At 68.4% G+C, this 15,176-nt stretch carries 14 protein-coding genes and 4 pseudogenes; 4 read left to right on the top strand and 14 right to left on the bottom strand.

What is annotated here, in order from left to right; genetic code table 11:
* Positions 1 to 103 precede the first annotated feature (103 nt).
* From CSW58_RS01960 to dnaN, 10 genes and pseudogenes are all read right to left on the bottom strand, one after another.
* A complete protein-coding gene (locus tag CSW58_RS01960; RefSeq protein ID WP_099446101.1) occupies positions 104 to 214 on the bottom strand; it encodes a hypothetical protein in 111 nt (36 codons plus the stop codon).
* A gap of 146 nt (positions 215 to 360) precedes the next feature.
* A complete protein-coding gene (locus CSW58_RS01955; protein ID WP_099446100.1) occupies positions 361 to 1,674 on the bottom strand; it encodes a folylpolyglutamate synthase/dihydrofolate synthase family protein in 1,314 nt (437 codons plus the stop codon).
* Positions 1,675 to 1,758: 84 nt separating this feature from the next.
* Positions 1,759 to 2,690: pseudogene (locus CSW58_RS01950) on the bottom strand (acetyl-CoA carboxylase carboxyltransferase subunit beta).
* A 13-nt stretch (positions 2,691 to 2,703) separates the two neighbouring features.
* A complete protein-coding gene (gene trpA, locus CSW58_RS01945) occupies positions 2,704 to 3,531 on the bottom strand; it encodes a tryptophan synthase subunit alpha (protein ID WP_099446098.1) in 828 nt (275 codons plus the stop codon).
* A 12-nt stretch (positions 3,532 to 3,543) separates the two neighbouring features.
* On the bottom strand, positions 3,544 to 4,764 hold the full coding sequence (gene trpB, locus CSW58_RS01940; protein ID WP_201721549.1) for a tryptophan synthase subunit beta: 1,221 nt from the start codon (positions 4,762 to 4,764) through the stop codon (positions 3,544 to 3,546).
* A gap of 25 nt (positions 4,765 to 4,789) precedes the next feature.
* A pseudogene (locus tag CSW58_RS01935) lies at positions 4,790 to 5,436 on the bottom strand (phosphoribosylanthranilate isomerase).
* A gap of 9 nt (positions 5,437 to 5,445) precedes the next feature.
* Positions 5,446 to 6,864 (bottom strand): sensor histidine kinase, encoded by a 1,419-nt coding sequence (locus CSW58_RS01930; protein ID WP_099446096.1) that lies wholly within the window; start codon positions 6,862 to 6,864, stop codon positions 5,446 to 5,448.
* Between the two features lie 353 nt (positions 6,865 to 7,217).
* A pseudogene (locus CSW58_RS01925) lies at positions 7,218 to 7,571 on the bottom strand (VOC family protein).
* 67 nt (positions 7,572 to 7,638) lie between these two features.
* The gene (locus tag CSW58_RS01920) at positions 7,639 to 7,983 is read right to left on the bottom strand and encodes a hypothetical protein (protein ID WP_099446095.1); all 345 of its coding nucleotides are present in this window, start codon (positions 7,981 to 7,983) and stop codon (positions 7,639 to 7,641) included.
* Between the two features lie 12 nt (positions 7,984 to 7,995).
* Positions 7,996 to 9,114: a DNA polymerase III subunit beta gene (dnaN, locus tag CSW58_RS01915; protein WP_099446094.1), complete on the bottom strand. Its 1,119-nt coding sequence runs from the start codon at positions 9,112 to 9,114 to the stop codon at positions 7,996 to 7,998.
* Between the two features lie 174 nt (positions 9,115 to 9,288).
* Between dnaN and CSW58_RS01910 the strand changes: the two genes are divergently transcribed.
* Positions 9,289 to 9,537, top strand: a complete 249-nt coding sequence (locus CSW58_RS01910) for a DUF2061 domain-containing protein (protein ID WP_099446093.1) — start codon at positions 9,289 to 9,291, stop codon at positions 9,535 to 9,537.
* Here the strand turns inward: CSW58_RS01910 and grpE are convergent.
* The gene (gene grpE, locus CSW58_RS01905) at positions 9,483 to 10,094 is read right to left on the bottom strand and encodes a nucleotide exchange factor GrpE (protein ID WP_099446092.1); all 612 of its coding nucleotides are present in this window, start codon (positions 10,092 to 10,094) and stop codon (positions 9,483 to 9,485) included. The two genes, CSW58_RS01910 and grpE, sit on opposite strands and share 55 nt — an antisense overlap.
* Positions 10,095 to 10,107: 13 nt before the next feature.
* Positions 10,108 to 11,184, bottom strand: coding sequence for a heat-inducible transcriptional repressor HrcA (hrcA, locus tag CSW58_RS01900; protein WP_099446091.1), 1,077 nt, complete (start codon positions 11,182 to 11,184; stop codon positions 10,108 to 10,110).
* Positions 11,185 to 11,298: 114 nt separating this feature from the next.
* Between hrcA and rph the strand changes: the two are divergent.
* Positions 11,299 to 12,014: pseudogene (gene rph / locus CSW58_RS01895) on the top strand (ribonuclease PH).
* A gap of 45 nt (positions 12,015 to 12,059) precedes the next feature.
* Here the strand turns inward: rph and CSW58_RS01890 are convergent.
* Positions 12,060 to 12,287 (bottom strand): helix-turn-helix transcriptional regulator, encoded by a 228-nt coding sequence (locus tag CSW58_RS01890; protein ID WP_099446090.1) that lies wholly within the window; start codon positions 12,285 to 12,287, stop codon positions 12,060 to 12,062.
* 22 nt (positions 12,288 to 12,309) lie between these two features.
* A complete protein-coding gene (locus tag CSW58_RS01885; protein WP_099446089.1) occupies positions 12,310 to 12,843 on the bottom strand; it encodes a DUF2975 domain-containing protein in 534 nt (177 codons plus the stop codon).
* 544 nt (positions 12,844 to 13,387) lie between these two features.
* On the opposite strand from CSW58_RS01885, the gene rdgB reads away from it, so the two are divergent.
* Both rdgB and hemW read left to right on the top strand, forming a co-directional pair.
* A complete protein-coding gene (gene rdgB / locus CSW58_RS01880; RefSeq protein WP_099446088.1) occupies positions 13,388 to 13,993 on the top strand; it encodes an RdgB/HAM1 family non-canonical purine NTP pyrophosphatase in 606 nt (201 codons plus the stop codon).
* Between the two features lie 10 nt (positions 13,994 to 14,003).
* Complete coding sequence (hemW, locus tag CSW58_RS01875) at positions 14,004 to 15,143, top strand: radical SAM family heme chaperone HemW (RefSeq protein ID WP_099446102.1); 1,140 nt, start codon at positions 14,004 to 14,006, stop codon at positions 15,141 to 15,143.
* Positions 15,144 to 15,176: the final 33 nt, after the last annotated feature.

The raw sequence follows: 15,176 nt of genomic DNA, 5'->3' as shown, positions 1-15,176 counted from the left end.
GCCGAGGCCGGCGTTCAGCAGACCGCCTAGTCTAGTCCGCCGCGAGGACGGAACGGCAAGCCGCCCATCCCGCCATCGCGGGGTGGGCGGTTTTGCGTTCAGATCACTTCTTGGCGCTGGTGACGATGAACGGCGACACCGAGGCGGCGGGCGCCTTCTTGTCGGCCTTCGGTTTGCGGACTTCCTTGTTGGACTTCTTCTGACCCTTGGCCATGGGCGGCTCCTGCCAGGACGGGCGCGCCCCCCGAGGATGTCCAGCGGGCCGAGCCGCCCTATCGGCGTGGGACCAGCCTTACGCCCAACCGCCGCCCGCCGCCTCATCTTCTTGCGATACGGACGCCGATCGCCCTGGCGGCCTAACTAGGTCGGCCAGGTCTCGGGGCTCATGGCCAGGACCTCGCCGGCCAGGTACAGCGAGCCGCAGATCAGTACATGCGGGACGGGTTCGAGCGCCAGCGCCTTGTCCAGAGCCGCTTGCAGGCTGTCGCAGGCGCAGGCTCGCAGGCCGGCCAGTTCAGCGGCGGCGGCGGTCTGGGCGGCGCTGGCGGCGGCGTGACCCTCGAAGCTCACGGTGAAGACCTTGCTGGCCAGACCCGCGAACGGCGCGAAGAAGCCGGTGGCGTCCTTGTTGGCCAACAGTCCCGCGATCAGGGCCACAGGCCGACCGTCGCGGGCCGCCAGCTCGCCCAGGGCCCGGGCCACCGCCCGCCCGGCATGCGGATTGTGGCCGCCGTCCAGCCACAGGTCGGTCCCCGCCGCCTTGGCGGCCTGGGCCAGGGGACCGGCCGTCAGGCGCTGGAACCGGGCCGGCCAGACCGTGGCGGCTAGGCCGCGCCCCATGGCCGCCTCGTCGATCCGGGGGTCACCGAGCGCCAACAGGGCCGCGACCGCCAGGCCGGCATTGGCCTTCTGATGCTCGCCCGGCAGGGCGGGACCGGGCAGGTCCAGCAAACGATCCTGAAGTTGCACGAGCAGACGGTCCCGCTCGCCCCAGGCGTCGAAGTCGCGGCCCATCAGGGTCAGGGCGACACCGGCCCGCGACACGGCGGCCTCGATGACCGCCTCGGCGGCTTCCTGCTGCCGGGCGCTGACCACAGGGGCGCCGGGCTTGATAATCCCGGCCTTCTCGGCGGCGATCAGGTCCAGGGTATCGCCCAGAAACTCACGATGGTCGATGTCGACCGGAGCGATGACGCTGACCGCCGGGGTGACGACATTGGTGGCGTCGAGCACCCCGCCGAGGCCGACCTCGATGATGCACAGATCGGCCGGCGTCTCGGCGAAAGCGACCAGGGCGGCGGCGGTGGTGATCTCGAAAAAGGTGATCGGCAGTCCGGCATTGGCCGCCTCGACCCGCTCGAGCACCCGCGCCAGCTGATCGTCGGTGATCAGGGTTCCGGCCAGACGGATCCGCTCGGCGAACCGCACCAGATGCGGCGAGGTGAAGACGTGGACCCTGAGCCCGGCCGCCTCGGCCATGGCCCGCAGATAGGCCACGGTCGAGCCTTTGCCGTTGGTCCCGGCCACATGGATCACCGGCGGCAGGCGATCCTGCGGATGGTCCAGGGCCGCGCACAGCCGCAGCATTCGCTCCAGCGAAAGGTCGATCAGCTTGGGGTGCAGGGCCTGCAGCCGCGCCAGGGCGGCGTCATGGACGCGAAGTTGGTCGGTCATTCAAAGCTCAAGATCCTCCCCCTCGGCCGGAGGGGGATCGACGCGGTCACGCCAGCCGCCCCCGGGGAGGCGTCCAGCCGATGCCTAGGCGGCCCTCAGGGCCCGGCCCATCATCAGGGTCTTGAGGATCGAGCCCAGCACCGCCGGCAGGTCCTTGCGCGGGGTGACCCGGTCAACCATGCCCTTTTCCACCAGATATTCCGCGCGCTGGAAGCCCGGCGGCAGGGTCTCGCGAATGGTCTGCTCGATGACGCGCGGACCGGCGAAGCCGATCAGGGCCCCCGGCTCGGCCAGATGGACGTCGCCCAGCATGGCATAGGAGGCCGTGACGCCGCCGGTGGTCGGGTCGGTGAGGACCACGACATAGGGCAGGCCGGCGTCCTTCATCTCGTTGATGGCCAGGGTCGTGCGGGCCATCTGCATCAGGGACAGGGCCCCCTCCTGCATGCGGGCGCCGCCGGCGGCGGTGAACACCACCAGGGGAACCTGGCGTTCCTGGGCGGCCTTGGCCGCGGCGACAAAGCCCTCGCCGGCGGCCATGCCCAGCGAACCGCCCATGAAGGCGAAGTCCTGGACCAGCACCACGGCGGGCGCGCCGCCGACCACGCCAAAGGCGATGGCCATGGCGTCCTGCTCGCCGGTCGCCTTGCGGGCGGCGGCCAGGCGTTCCTTGTAGGGCTTGCCGTCCGAGAAGTTCAGCGGGTCCTCGACCACCGACGGGGTCGGCAGCTGCTCATAGACAGCGTCATCGAAGGTGAACTTGAAGCGGGCCTCGGGGCCGATGCGCATGTGCCGGCCGGCGGGGGTGACCCACAGGGCCGCCTCCAGGTCGGGGCGAAAGATCATCTCGCCGGTGTCGGGGCACTTAACCCAGAGGTTCTCGGGCGTCTCGCGCTTGCTGAAGGCGCCGCGAACGCCGGGGGCGATGCGGGACAGCCAGCCGCCGCCACGTCGGCCCTCGGCCGCGGCCTTGGTCTTGTCGCCCTTTTTCGGACCTTGGGTTCAGCCATCGCCATCGCCTTCAGAGCCTCACGCCGTTCCGACTCGCGCCGATCGCACAGCCTTAGCCAGCTCCGACGCCTTGGAAAGAACCTTCTCGGTCACGTTTTCGTTCAACCGCGCCGCGGACTCGATTTCATCCACCAGCGCCGAGCCGACCACGGCGGCGTCGGCCACCCGGGCGACGGCGGCGGCCTGGTCGGGGGTGCGGATGCCAAAGCCCACCGCCACCGGCAGGCCCGACGCCGCTCGCAGCCGCGCCACGGCCAGCGCCACCTCGGCCGGATCAGCCGACTTCACCCCGGTCACCCCGGCCACCGAGACATAGTAGAGGAAGCCGGAGGTGCGGCGCACCACCATCGGCAGGCGCGCATCATCGGTGGTCGGGGCGGCCAGGCGGATCAGGGAAATCTGTTCGGCCTCCAGGGCGTCCGACAGCGGATCGGCCTCCTCGGGCGGACAGTCGACGATGATCAGGCCATCGACCCCGGCCTTGGCGGCGGCGACGGCGAAGCTTTCAAAGCCCCGGTTGAGCACCGGATTGAGATAGCCCATCAGGATGACCGGGGTGTCCTGGTCGCCCTCGCGGAAGGCCGCGACCAGGTCAAGCGTGCCCTGCAGGGTCATGCCGGACTTCAGGCCGCGCTGGGCGGCGCGCTGGATGGTCGGGCCCTCGGCCATCGGATCGGAGAAGGGAAAGCCCAGCTCGATCAGGTCGGCGCCGGCGCCCGGCAGGCCCTTGAGCACGCTCAGGGTCGTGGCGGCGTCGGGATCGCCGGCCATCACATAGGTCACGAAGCCGGCGCGGTTCTCGGCCTTCAGCGCCGCGAAGCGACGGTCAATACGGTCCTTGGTCACGTCTGGTCGATCCTAGATCTTGCGCCCGAGGGCTTCGGCCACCGTGAAGATGTCCTTGTCGCCGCGACCGCAGAGATTCATCACCACGATCTTGCCCTTGCCCAGCTCCTGAGCGATCTCGCCGACCCGGGCCAGGGCGTGGGCCGGTTCGAGCGCCGGGATGATACCTTCCAGCTGCGAGCACAGCATGAAGGCGTCCAGCGCCTCCCGGTCGGTGGTCGAGATATATTCGGCGCGGCCGATCTCGTGCAGGAAGGCGTGCTCGGGGCCGATGCCCGGATAGTCGAGCCCGGCGGAAATCGAGTGGGCGTCGATGATCTGGCCGTCGTCATCCTGCAGCAGATAGGTGCGGTTGCCGTGCAGCACGCCGGGGCGGCCGCCGGTCAGGGAGGCGGCGTGCTTGTCGGTGTCGACCCCGTGGCCGGCCGCCTCGACGCCGATCAGGCGCACGCTCTCGTCGGCCAGGAACGGATGGAACAGGCCGATGGCGTTGGAGCCGCCGCCGATGCAGGCCAGGACGGCGTCGGGAAGCCGACCTTCCATCTCGAGGATCTGCTGGCGGGCCTCGATGCCGATCACGCTCTGGAAGTCGCGGACCATCATCGGATAGGGGTGCATGCCGGCCGCCGTGCCGATCAGGTAATAGGTGTCGTGCACGTTGGTGACCCAATCGCGCATGGCCTCGTTCATGGCGTCCTTCAGGGTGCCCGTCCCCGAGGTCACCGGGCGCACTTCGGCGCCCAACAGGTTCATGCGGAAGACATTGGGCTTCTGACGCTCGACGTCGGTGGCGCCCATATAGACGACGCAGGGCAGGCCGAAACGGGCGCAGACCGTGGCGGTGGCAACGCCGTGCTGGCCGGCCCCGGTCTCGGCGATGATCCGCGTCCGGCCCATGCGCATGGCCAGCAGGATCTGGCCCAGGGCGTTGTTGATCTTGTGCGAGCCGGTGTGGTTCAGCTCGTCGCGCTTGAAATAGATCTTGGCCCCGCCGAAATGCTCGGTCAGCCGCTCGGCGAAATACATCGGGCTGGGCCGACCAGCATAGTGGGTGTTGAAGCTCGTCAGCTGCTCCTGGAACGCCGGATCGGCCTTGGCGGCGGCATAGGCCTTGTCCAACTCCAGGACCAGCGGCATCAGGGTCTCGGGCACATAGCGACCGCCAAAGCCGCCGAAGCGGCCTTCCGCGTCGGGATAGGCCGAATAGTCGTTGGGCTTTGAAGGGGCGTTCACGAGATCATCCAAAGGCTGGGCAGAGCTACACGCGTTTGACGGCGTCGAGGAACGCCGTGATCAGAGCCGGGTCCTTTAGGCCGGGACCGCGCTCCACGCCAGAGGAAACGTCCACCAGCGGAGCCCGCGACACCCGCAAGGCCTCGGCCACGTTCCAAGGGTCCAGGCCGCCGGCCAGGAAGTGCGGCCGGGCGAAACGCCGGTCCGCCAGAAGCGTCCAGTCGAAGCGAGCCCCGGTGCCGCCGGGCAGGACCGAGCCCTCGACGGGCCGGGCGTCGAACAGGAATTGCTCGGCCACCGTCTCGAAGGCGCGAGCCTGGTCGACATCGTCCGGCGACGAGACGGAAAAGGCCTTGATCACCCCAACCCCGAGCGGGCGACGATCTGCCCGACCCGCGAAGGGGTTTCCTTGCCGTGGACCTGGATCAGATCAGGCTTCATCGTCGCCATCAGACGATCGATCAGAGCATCGTCGGGGTCCACCGTCACGGCCACCGTCTTGATGGGACCGCCGCGGATCGGCTCGACCAAACGGCCGGCGGCCTCGGGGGACAGATTGCGCGGGCTCCGGTCGAAGAACACGAAGCCCAGATAGGCCGCGCCGCCCGCCACGGCGGCGTTCACCGCTTCGGGCGTCGACAGTCCGCAGATCTTGGCCCGGGGGATGGTCATGGGCCGGAGTTACGTCTGCGGAACGGTCGGCGCAAGGGGTTCCACCGGGTCCGACAGGCTGGCCCGCATGGCGCAGACCAGACCTTCGGGGCGATAGTCCATGCTCGCCGCCCCCTTCAGTTCGCCGCGCAGACTGCGCTCGATCAGCCGCGAGCCGAAGCCCCGACGGGTCGGCGGGGTCACGGGCGGACCGCCCGTTTCCGTCCAGGTCAGGGCCAGGGTCCGGGTCTGGGCGTCATAGGTCCAGGTCAAGCTCACCGAACCGGCGGCGGTCGACAGGGCCCCGTATTTCAGGGCGTTGGTCGCCAGTTCGTGGAAGATCAGGGCCATGGTCAGGGCGCCGTTGGGCGCCAGCCAGACAGGGGGGCCGTCGATGTGCATCCGACCGGCCGCCTCGGTGAACGGCGCCAGGGCGCGTTCGGCCACGTCGCCGAGATCCGCCCCGTGCCAGCTCTCGCGGGTCAGGACGTCATGCACCTGCGACAGCCCCATCAGCCGAGCCTCAAACTTCTGGAAGGCCGTCTCCGGATCCCGCTCGGTCTTCAGGGTCTGGGCGGCCATCGACTGCACCGTCGCCAGGGTGTTCTTCACCCGGTGGTTCAGCTCGTTGATCAGCAGGCGCAGTTGGCCCTGATAATGCTGCTGCTCGAACTCGGCCTGCTTGCGGGCGGTGATGTCGGAAACAATGATCACCAGATAGGCTGGCTCATCGCCCGACTGGACGCGCGAGATCGTCAGGTGAATCCAGATCAGCGTCCCGTCGGCGCCCGACACGACCTGGCGCTCGGCGACGAAGCTGTCCAGCTCGCCGTCCAGCAGCGCCCGGGCCTGATCGACGGCTGCGGGCCGGTCCTCCTCCCGCACCAGATCGCGGAACCGTCCGGCCAGTAAGGCGTCGCGGTCGCGCCGGACGATGGCGCAGAAGCGGTCGTTCATCTCGAGGAACAGACCGTCGCCCGACACCCGGGCTACGCCCATGGCCGCCTGGTCAAACACGGCGCGATAGCGGGCCTCGGCCGCCTCCAGCCGCATCCGGGCCTCGACCCCGGCCGTGACCACCTCGGTATAGAGCACCAGCCCACCGACACCGCCGTCGTCAGCCCGCCACGGGGCCATCGACCAGCGGATCCATTCGACCCGGCCGTTGCGGTCGACATAGCGGTCGCCCTCATCGCCGCGCAGCTCGACGCCCTCGGCCAGGACGCGGGCGTGGCAGTCGCGCCAATATTGCGGGATCTCGGGGAAAACCTCGTAGTGGCGGCGCCCGACCAGCGAGAGGTCGGGCGGCAGGCCCTGGTCGGTCAGGTATTGGCGCGAGGCCGCCAGGTAGCGCATCTGATTGTCGAAAATGGCGATGCCAAGCGGCGCGTGGCGCAGGGCGATCGCCACGCTGGGCGAGGTCTCCAGGACGATCGCCACATCCGTCATGACCCGCTCCAGGCCGCCGATCGCGCGATCATCGCTCCGCCCCTCCCACGTTCGGATTCAGGCTAGCGGCGCTGGCCGCGCAAGTCATGAGGCAAGTCATGCTTTCGAGCGACGAAGGCGAGGCGCGGCGGGGGTTTTTGAGCCGCCCCCGGCAAAGGAACGACCCTGCGGACATGGCGCCGCCGCTTCAGGCGACGGGGGACGCCGTTCCCGTGCCGTCAGGTGCGATAGAGCGGGCGTCAGCCTCAGCGTCGAGGCTTGCCAGGCTCGACGGTTCCGCAACCCCATGATCTGGCTGGATATCGATCCGGCGACGCCGGGGATGGAGCGCCGCCCACCCCGATCGCGCTGTGTCAGCCGAACTTATAGCCGCACAGCTTGTTGCCATCGAGGTCGCGGAAATAGGCGAAATAGACGCCCGGCATACGCTCGCCCGGCGCGCCGTCGTCGGTGGCTCCCAGTTCCATCGCCTTGGCATGGAAGGCGTCGACCTCCTCGCGGGTGTCGAAATTGAATCCGCCCATCATGCCGTTGCCGACACAGGCCGGATTGCCGTCATAGGGCCCCAGCACCCGAACATCCCGGTGCCGGCGCCGCGATACAGACGACCGCCCGAGGCGTGCTCGTGAGCCGGGGTCATGCCGATCGTGGCCAGCAGCGCGTCGTAGAAGGTTCGACCCGACGGTCAGATAGTTGAGCTTGGCCATGCGTCTCTCTCCCGTTTTTTTATGCAACGGACCTTAGCATGGGCGGCGCCGTGGGCAAGTCGGGCGGCTAGGTGAAATAGCGTCTGGCGATCTGCAGATTGTCCGCCTGCCAAACCCCGGCCGCGCCCATCACCACGCGCATCAGGTTGGCCTGAAAGATCGCCCGCGCCGCATCGCGGTCGACCAGGACCCGAACCGGGCCATCGAAACCGGCGTCCGGCGCGATCGCCCGATAGACGGCGTAGTTCATGGTGACCAGATCGATACGGTGCTCGACCGATCCGAACGCCGACTCGACCCGCTGGAAGCGGTCGAACCAGGTCACGCAGCCGTCAAAATCGGTCGCGTCCCAGAGGGCGATCATGTTGTCAAACAGCGCGACGAACAGGTCTTCACGCAGACCGTGGGTCATCGATGCGACAGATCAGACCCGCAGCGGCATCAGCACGTACTTCACGCCCGGATCGGTCGGATCGACCACCAGGGTCGGGCTGGCCGGATCGGCGAAGCGGAACTCGGCGATCGGGCCGCCGATCTGGCCGCAGACGTCGAGCAGGTAGCGGGCGTTGAAGCCGATCTCGAAGGGTTCGCCGTCGTAATCGACCTCGACCTCTTCGACGGCCTGGCCGGCTTCCATGTTGCGCACGGTCAGGGTGATGCGGCCCGGCTCGATGGCCAGCTTCACCGAGCGGCTTTTCTCGGCCGAGATGGTGGCCACCCGGTCGACAGCCTTGGCGAAAAGGTCGTTGTCGAGGGTCAGAATCTTGGCGTTGTCGCGCGGGATGACGCGGAGATAGTCGGGGAAGGCGCCGTCGATGACCTTGGAGGTCAGGGCCGCCTGGCCGAACTCGAAGCGCACCTTCTGGGCGCTGATCTGCAGGTCGACCTGCTCGCCGGCCGATTCCATCAGGCGGCGGGCCTCCTGGATGGTCTTGCGCGGCACGATGATACCCGGCAGGCCGGCGGCGCCCTCGGGGGCGGCCATCTCGGCCAGGGCCAGGCGGTGGCCGTCGGTGGCCACGGCCCGCAACTTGACCTCGCCGCCGTCATTGACGGTGTGGAGATAGAGACCGTTCAGATAGTAGCGGGTCTCTTCGGTCGAGATCGCGAAACGGGTCTTGTCGATCAGCCGGATCAGCTCGTTGGTGTCGACCGAGATGCGGCTCGACAGCCCGTCGCCGCTCATCACCGGAAAATCGCCGGCCGGCAGCACCGGCAGGTTGAAGCGCGAACGGCCGGCCGAGATCACCAGGCGCGGATCATCGCCGCTGAAACTCAGCGACACGTCGGCCCCGTCGGGCAGCTTGCGGACGATCTCGTACAGGGTATGGGCCGGGGCGGTGATCTGGCCTGGCTGGTCGATCTGGGCCAGGCCCTCGTCGATGATTTCCATGTCCAGGTCGGTCGCCGAGAAGCTCAGGGTTTCGCCCTCGGCTGACAGCAGGATGTTCGACAGGATCGGGATGGTGTTGCGCCGCTCGACGACGCTTTGCACATGCCCCAGCGCCTTCAGCAACGCCGCCCGCTCGATGGTAAGCTTCATATCCAGGTCCAGATCCCGAAACCGCCGTCGATGAAGAATCGTCGCGCACGGTCCCGTTGTGAATGGACCTGCGACATTATCGAAATCGCACGGCTGGGGAAGAGGGGCGAGGGCTTGCGAACAGGGAAATGGCGCCTAGTTATTGAGAATGATTCTCAACTAGGGACCAAAGTCATGCGCTTGGCGCTCAAGACCCTAACCTACGCCTCCATGCACCTCACCGTGGCGGTCGCCGTGACCTACGCCCTGACCCGCGACTGGCGGGTGGCCCTGGCCGTGGGCCTGGTCGAACCGCTGGTTCAGACCGTGACCTTCAACATCCATGAGCGCCTGTGGTCCCGCGCCGACAAGGCGCGGGACCTGAAGGCTCAGGCCTTGGTGTCGACGGCGCCGCCGGCGTCCTCGCCGCCCGCGCTGGCATAGGGATTGGCCGCCGGCTCTCCGGCCGAAGGCCCGGTCGAGCCCTTGGCGGCGACCGCCACCATGGCCGGACGAATCAGGCGACCCATCAGCTCGTAGCCGGCCTGAAGGACCTGCAGCACGCCGCCAGCGGCGATCTCGGTCGAGGGCTGCTCCATCACCGCCTGGTGCAGATGGGGATCGAACTTCTCGCCCTTGTTCGGCTCGACCTTGCGCAGGCCGTTGCGCTCGAAGGCCGCCAGAAGCTCCTTCTCGGTCATTTCCACGCCGATGATGTAGTTGGTCACCGCCGGGTCCTGGGAGTCGCGCGGGCTCATGGCCGTGGCGCGGGCCAGATTGTCGGCCGCGCCCAGCAGGTCGCGGGCGAACTTCTGGATGGCGAAGGCGCGGGCGTCGTTGGATTCGCGCTCGGCCCGACGCTTGGTGTTCTCCGCCTCGGCGGCGAAGCGCAGCGCCTGGTCGCGCAGGGCCGCCACCTCCAGCTTGAGGGTCTCGATCTCCTGAGCCGCGTCATCGGCTTCCAGATTGACGTCTTCCGTCGGCGTCTGGTCGTCGGTCATTTCGCTACTGTCCTTATCCGTCCATCATCCGGCCGAGCACGCGGGCGGTATAGTCCACCAGCGGGATCACCCGGGCATAGTTGAGCCGTGTGGGTCCGATCACGCCGATCGCGCCCAAGACCTTCTGTCGGCCCGTCATATAGGGCGCCGCGATCACGGAGGAACCCGAAAGCGAAAAGAGTCGTGTTTCGGCCCCAATGAAAATGCGCACGCCCTCGGCCTCGCGGACGTCGTCGAGCAGGCCGATCAGCTGGCCCTTCTGCTCCAGGTCGTCGAACAGAAGCCGCACGCGCTCGAGATCCTCGCGGGCGCTGGGGTCGGCCAGCAGGTTGCCGCGGCCGCGCACGATCAGGGCCCGCTCGGCGTCCTCGCCCCCGCCCCAGGCGGCCAGACCGTCCTCGACCAGCCGGGCCGCGGTGGCGTCCAGCTCGAGCCTCGCCTTGTCCAGCTCGGCGGCCATCTCGGCCTTGGTCTCGTTCAGGGTGCGGCCGCGCAGGCGGGCATTGAGAAAGTTGGAGGCCTCCTGCAGCGACGAGGGCGTGACGCCAGCGGCCTTGTGCATCAGGCGGTTCTCGACCGTGCCATCGTCGAAGACCATGATCGCCAGGGCCTGGTCGGCGCCCAGGGCGACGAACTCGACATGCTTGACGCCGCCCTCGCGCACCGGGGTGACGACGATGCCCGCTCCGCCGGCCAGGCCAGACAGGATGGCGCTGGCCTCGCCCAGCGCCTCCTCGAACGAGCGACCATGGGCGAACAGCCGCGACTCGATGGTTCGCCGCTCTTCCTCGCCGAGGTCGCCGACCTCGAGCAGGCCGTCGACGAACATCCGCAGGCCCGCGTGGGTGGGAATGCGGCCGGCGCTGGAATGAGGCGCGTTGAGCAGGCCCAGTTGGGCGAGGTCCTGCATGGTGTTGCGGATCGAGGCCGGCGACAGCTGGACCCCGCCGCGCGAAATGGTCCGCGATCCGACCGGCTCGCCGGTCTCCAGATACGACTCCACAACGCGCCGGAAAATGTCGCGGGCGCGCGAATCCAGGTCGGTGAGACTGGGGGTCTGCGCGGAAAAACCCGTGAACAGTTGCGTCATGACGCCTTCAGAGGCGACGGACAGAGTGTCCGCCCGATTGCGACGGAGTTGGACGACCCCGACTGACATAGGATAAGCGGCCTAATCCTATCACGCAAAGCCCCGGAGTAATCCATGCGCCCGTCCGAACGCGCCCCCGACCAACTGCGCGCCGTCACGCTGGAGACCGGCGTCAATCGTTACGCCGAGGGATCCTGCCTGATCGGCTTTGGCCATACCAAGGTGCTGGTCACCGCCACGGTCGAGGAAAATGTCCCCGGCTGGATGCGCAACAAGGGCGCCGGCTGGGTCACCGCCGAATACGGCATGCTGCCCGCGCCACCCACACCCGCGGCCGCCGCGAGGCCGCCCAGGGCAAGCAGTCGGGTCGAACCCAGGAGATCCAGCGCCTGATCGGCCGCAGCTTGCGCGCCGTGGTCGACATGAAGGTCCTCGGCGAGCGGCAGATCAGCCTCGACTGCGACGTCATCCAGGCCGACGGCGGCACCCGCACCGCCGCCATCACCGGCGCCTGGGTCGCCCTGCGCCTGGCCACCAACTACCTGCTCGAAGAGGGCGTGCTCAAGGCCGACCCGATCTTGGGCCAGGTGGCCGCCGTCTCGTGCGGCGTGTTCAAGGACCTGCCGGTGCTTGACCTCGACTATGAAGAAGACAGCCAGGCCGAGGCCGACAGCAATTTCGTCCTGACCGGGACCGGCGACATCGTCGAGATCCAGGCCACCGGCGAGAAGCGCGGCTTCACCCGCGGCGAGTTCGACACCCTGTTCGCCCTGGCCGACAAGGGCATCAACGAACTGTTCGCGATCCAGCGCGCGGCCGTGGCGAAATAGGCGTCCCTTCCCTCTCCCCGGCGGGAGAGGGAATCCCTTCTAGTTCTAGTCCTCGACCGCGCTCGGCGGGCCGGCCTCGTATTCCACCAGGTCGCCGGGCTGGCAGCCCAGTTCGCGACACAGGGCGTCGAGGGTCGAGAAGCGCACGGCGCGGGCCTTGCCGGTCTTGAGGATCGACAGGTTGGCGATCGTCACCCCGACCCGGTCGGACAGTTCGGTCAGCGACATCCGGCGTTCCAGCAGGATGCGGTCGAGATTGACGCGGATGGGCATGGGGTCGGTGTCTCCGCGTGGCTCAGATGGTCAGTTCGGCTTCGCGGCGAAGGCGGGCGCCCTCGCGGAAGACCTCGGCCAGCACGAACACCACCAGCACCGAGAACCAGGTGTTGAGGGTGAAGGAGCCGTCGATCACCTTGACGTCCTTGGCGATGGCGTGGGCGACGCTAGCGAAGACATAGCGTCCGATCTCCAGCCCCACCAGGATCATGCCGACCAGGCGCAGGCGGCGGACATTGTCGGGGTGGAAGGGGTCGCCGGCGCTCAGGGTGCCGAAGATCTTGCGCAGCCGCTCGACGATGGCCATCCAGCCGCCGGACATCAGCGCCCAGCCCGCCAGGGCGGCGGCCAGAAGCGGGCCGTTGCCGGTCAACTCGTCGACATTGCCATTGATGTGCAGCCGGTTGGCCAGCAACTCGGGATTGAAGCTCATCAGCAGCACGACGAGCGACACGACCGACAGCAGGCCGATCCAGACCCACAGCGCCACATAGATGACGTCGAGCGCGATCTTCAGGAAGCTCGATACCGAGCCTGGCCCCAAGGCCCGCATAGCGAAGTTTCCCCAATCCGATGGCCAAACATGCGCCGGTTCGGCGCGAGTCGTCAAAGCGGGTCGCCTAGAACGACTGAATCGCGAAGGTCACGGCCGCGATCGGCAGACCGGCGATCAACACGAGCGTCGCCAGGCGGGTGGCGACGGCGTCAAAGATGCGGATCAGGCGAGCGGGCGACATCGTGGATCTTTCGGGCGGGACAGAGGTCGAAGCGAAGCCTCCAACCCTACCTGCAAATTAGTTTTTGATTCGGCCTACGGCAATGTTACATATCGATTTTCGATATTAAACTTTCGCAATGATCGGGACCTCCAGACCCCGTCCCGCCCAGATTGCGGCCCCTGGAATCGCCGATCCCTTGCAAGCTTGGGCTTTCCCGACTCGGCGGCGCGGTGGTCGGCCCGGGGCGTGCGACGAAATCACTCAGTCGCGCCAGGATCTCCGCCCAAGACGCTGATCGGGCGACAGACGCCTTGCGGACTCGGAGCGACATGGGAGACTACAGGCGCACAGACCCGCCCCTAGCCGACGGAGCCGCCCATGTCCCTGACCCTCAGCCCCGGCCTGAAAATCGTCGCTGCCACGCACAATCCCGGCAAGGCCCGCGAACTGGCGGCGCTTCTCGACGGGCGATTCGAGGTGCTGGCGGCCGGCGCCCTGGGCCTGCCCGAACCGGACGAGACCGAGAGCACCTTTGTCGGCAACGCCCTGCTCAAGGCGCGCCATGCGGCCGAGTTGTCGGGCCAGATCGCCCTGGCCGACGATTCCGGCCTGTCGGTGACGGCCCTGGACGGTTCGCCCGGCATCTATTCGGCCCGCTGGGCCGGTCCCGACAAGGATTTCACCGAGGCCATGGCGAAGGTCGCCGAACGGGTGGAGGAATCCGGCTCGGACGACCGCACCGCCTGGTTCACCTGCGCCCTGGCCGTGGCCTGGCCCAAGGGCGGCCCGGCGGTGGTGGTGCAGGGCGAGGTGCACGGCACCCTGACTTTCCCGCCGCGCGGCGACCGGGGGTTCGGCTATGACCCGATCTTCGTCCCCACCGGCTTCGACCAAACCTTCGGCGAGATGGAGCCGGCCGCGAAGGACGCCATGAGCCACCGCGCCCAGGCGTTCGAGAAGCTGAAGGCGGCGCTGTTTGGGTGATCCGACCCACCTGCCCCCCTTGGGCGTCTATGTTCACTGGCCCTATTGCGCCCGGATCTGTCCCTATTGCGACTTCAACGTGGTGCGCGACCGGGGGCGGACCGCCGAGCAGGCGGGCCTGGCCGACGCCATCGTCGCCGACCTGATCGCCCAGCGGGCCCTGACCGGACCGCGGGCCCTGGTGTCGATCTTCTTCGGCGGCGGCACGCCGTCCCTGATGGATCCGGCCCAGGTCGCCCGGGTGATCGACACGGCCAAAGGCCTGTGGAGCCCGGTCGCCGACCTGGAGATCAGCCTGGAGGCCAATCCCACCGACGCCGAGACCGCCCGCTTCGACGCTCTGGCGGCCGCCGGGGTGGCGCGGCTGTCCCTGGGGGTCCAGGCCCTGGATGACGCGGCCCTGGCCCTGCTGGGCCGCAATCACGACGCCGGCTCGGCCCGACGGGCCATCGCCACCGCCGCCCGCGCCTTCCCGCGCCTGTCGATCGACCTGATCTATGCCCGACCCGGCCAAACCCCCGAGGCCTGGGCGGCCGAGCTGGCCGAGGCCCTGACCTATGGTCCCGAACACGTCTCGCCCTATCAGCTGACCATCGAGGCCGGAACGGCCTTTGATCGGGCCGTGGAACGCGGCCGCCTGATCGTCGCCGACGAGGACCAGGCGACAACCCTGTTCGAGACCACCCAGGCGGTGCTCGAGGCCGCAGGCTTCGACGCCTATGAGGTGTCCAATCACGCCCGGGGCGAGGCGGCGCGCTCGCGGCATAATCTCGTTTACTGGCGCGGCGTCGACTATGTCGGCGTCGGTCCCGGGGCCCACGGCCGGCTGAGCCTGGCCGAAGGCCGTGTCGCCACCACCGCCCACCGCAAGATCGCCGACTATGTGACCGCCGTGGCCGACACCGGCGTCGGCTTCACGCGCGAGATCCTGAGCCCGATCGAGGCGGCCGAGGAGCGGCTGCTGCTGGGCCTGAGGATCGATGCGGGCGTGGCCTTCTCAGAGGTGGCGGTCCTGGGCCTGTCGGCCGGGGCCGACAAGGTTCGCCGCCATGTCGAACTGGGCCTGCTCGCCGACGATCCCGACCGGCTGCGCGCCACACGGGCCGGGCGTCTTTTGCTGGACCGGCTGACAGGCGCGCTCGCGACCTGATATCCTTGTGGCGCGCGGGCCTGTGTCGGCCCG

It is taken from the genome of Caulobacter sp. B11 (assembly GCF_002737765.1).
Lineage (GTDB): Bacteria > Pseudomonadota > Alphaproteobacteria > Caulobacterales > Caulobacteraceae > Caulobacter.
Note: the sequence above shows the minus strand (reverse complement) of the source record. Positions and strands in the feature narration are given on the sequence as shown.

Bases quoted from the DNA above. Each gene is read 5' to 3' on its own strand.
- CSW58_RS01960 (WP_099446101.1), bottom strand. From the start codon at position 214: ATGGCCAAGGGTCAGAAGAAGTCCAACAAGGAAGTCCGCAAACCGAAG.
- CSW58_RS01955 (WP_099446100.1), bottom strand. From the start codon at position 1,674: ATGACCGACCAACTTCGCGTCCATGACGCCGCCCTGGCGCGGCTGCAG.
- CSW58_RS01930 (WP_099446096.1), bottom strand. From the start codon at position 6,864: ATGACGGATGTGGCGATCGTCCTGGAGACCTCGCCCAGCGTGGCGATC.
- CSW58_RS01920 (WP_099446095.1), bottom strand. From the start codon at position 7,983: ATGACCCACGGTCTGCGTGAAGACCTGTTCGTCGCGCTGTTTGACAAC.
- dnaN (WP_099446094.1), bottom strand. From the start codon at position 9,114: ATGAAGCTTACCATCGAGCGGGCGGCGTTGCTGAAGGCGCTGGGGCAT.
- CSW58_RS01910 (WP_099446093.1), top strand. From the start codon at position 9,289: ATGCGCTTGGCGCTCAAGACCCTAACCTACGCCTCCATGCACCTCACC.
- grpE (WP_099446092.1), bottom strand. From the start codon at position 10,094: ATGACCGACGACCAGACGCCGACGGAAGACGTCAATCTGGAAGCCGAT.
- hrcA (WP_099446091.1), bottom strand. From the start codon at position 11,184: ATGACGCAACTGTTCACGGGTTTTTCCGCGCAGACCCCCAGTCTCACC.
- CSW58_RS01890 (WP_099446090.1), bottom strand. From the start codon at position 12,287: ATGCCCATCCGCGTCAATCTCGACCGCATCCTGCTGGAACGCCGGATG.
- CSW58_RS01885 (WP_099446089.1), bottom strand. From the start codon at position 12,843: ATGCGGGCCTTGGGGCCAGGCTCGGTATCGAGCTTCCTGAAGATCGCG.
- rdgB (WP_099446088.1), top strand. From the start codon at position 13,388: ATGTCCCTGACCCTCAGCCCCGGCCTGAAAATCGTCGCTGCCACGCAC.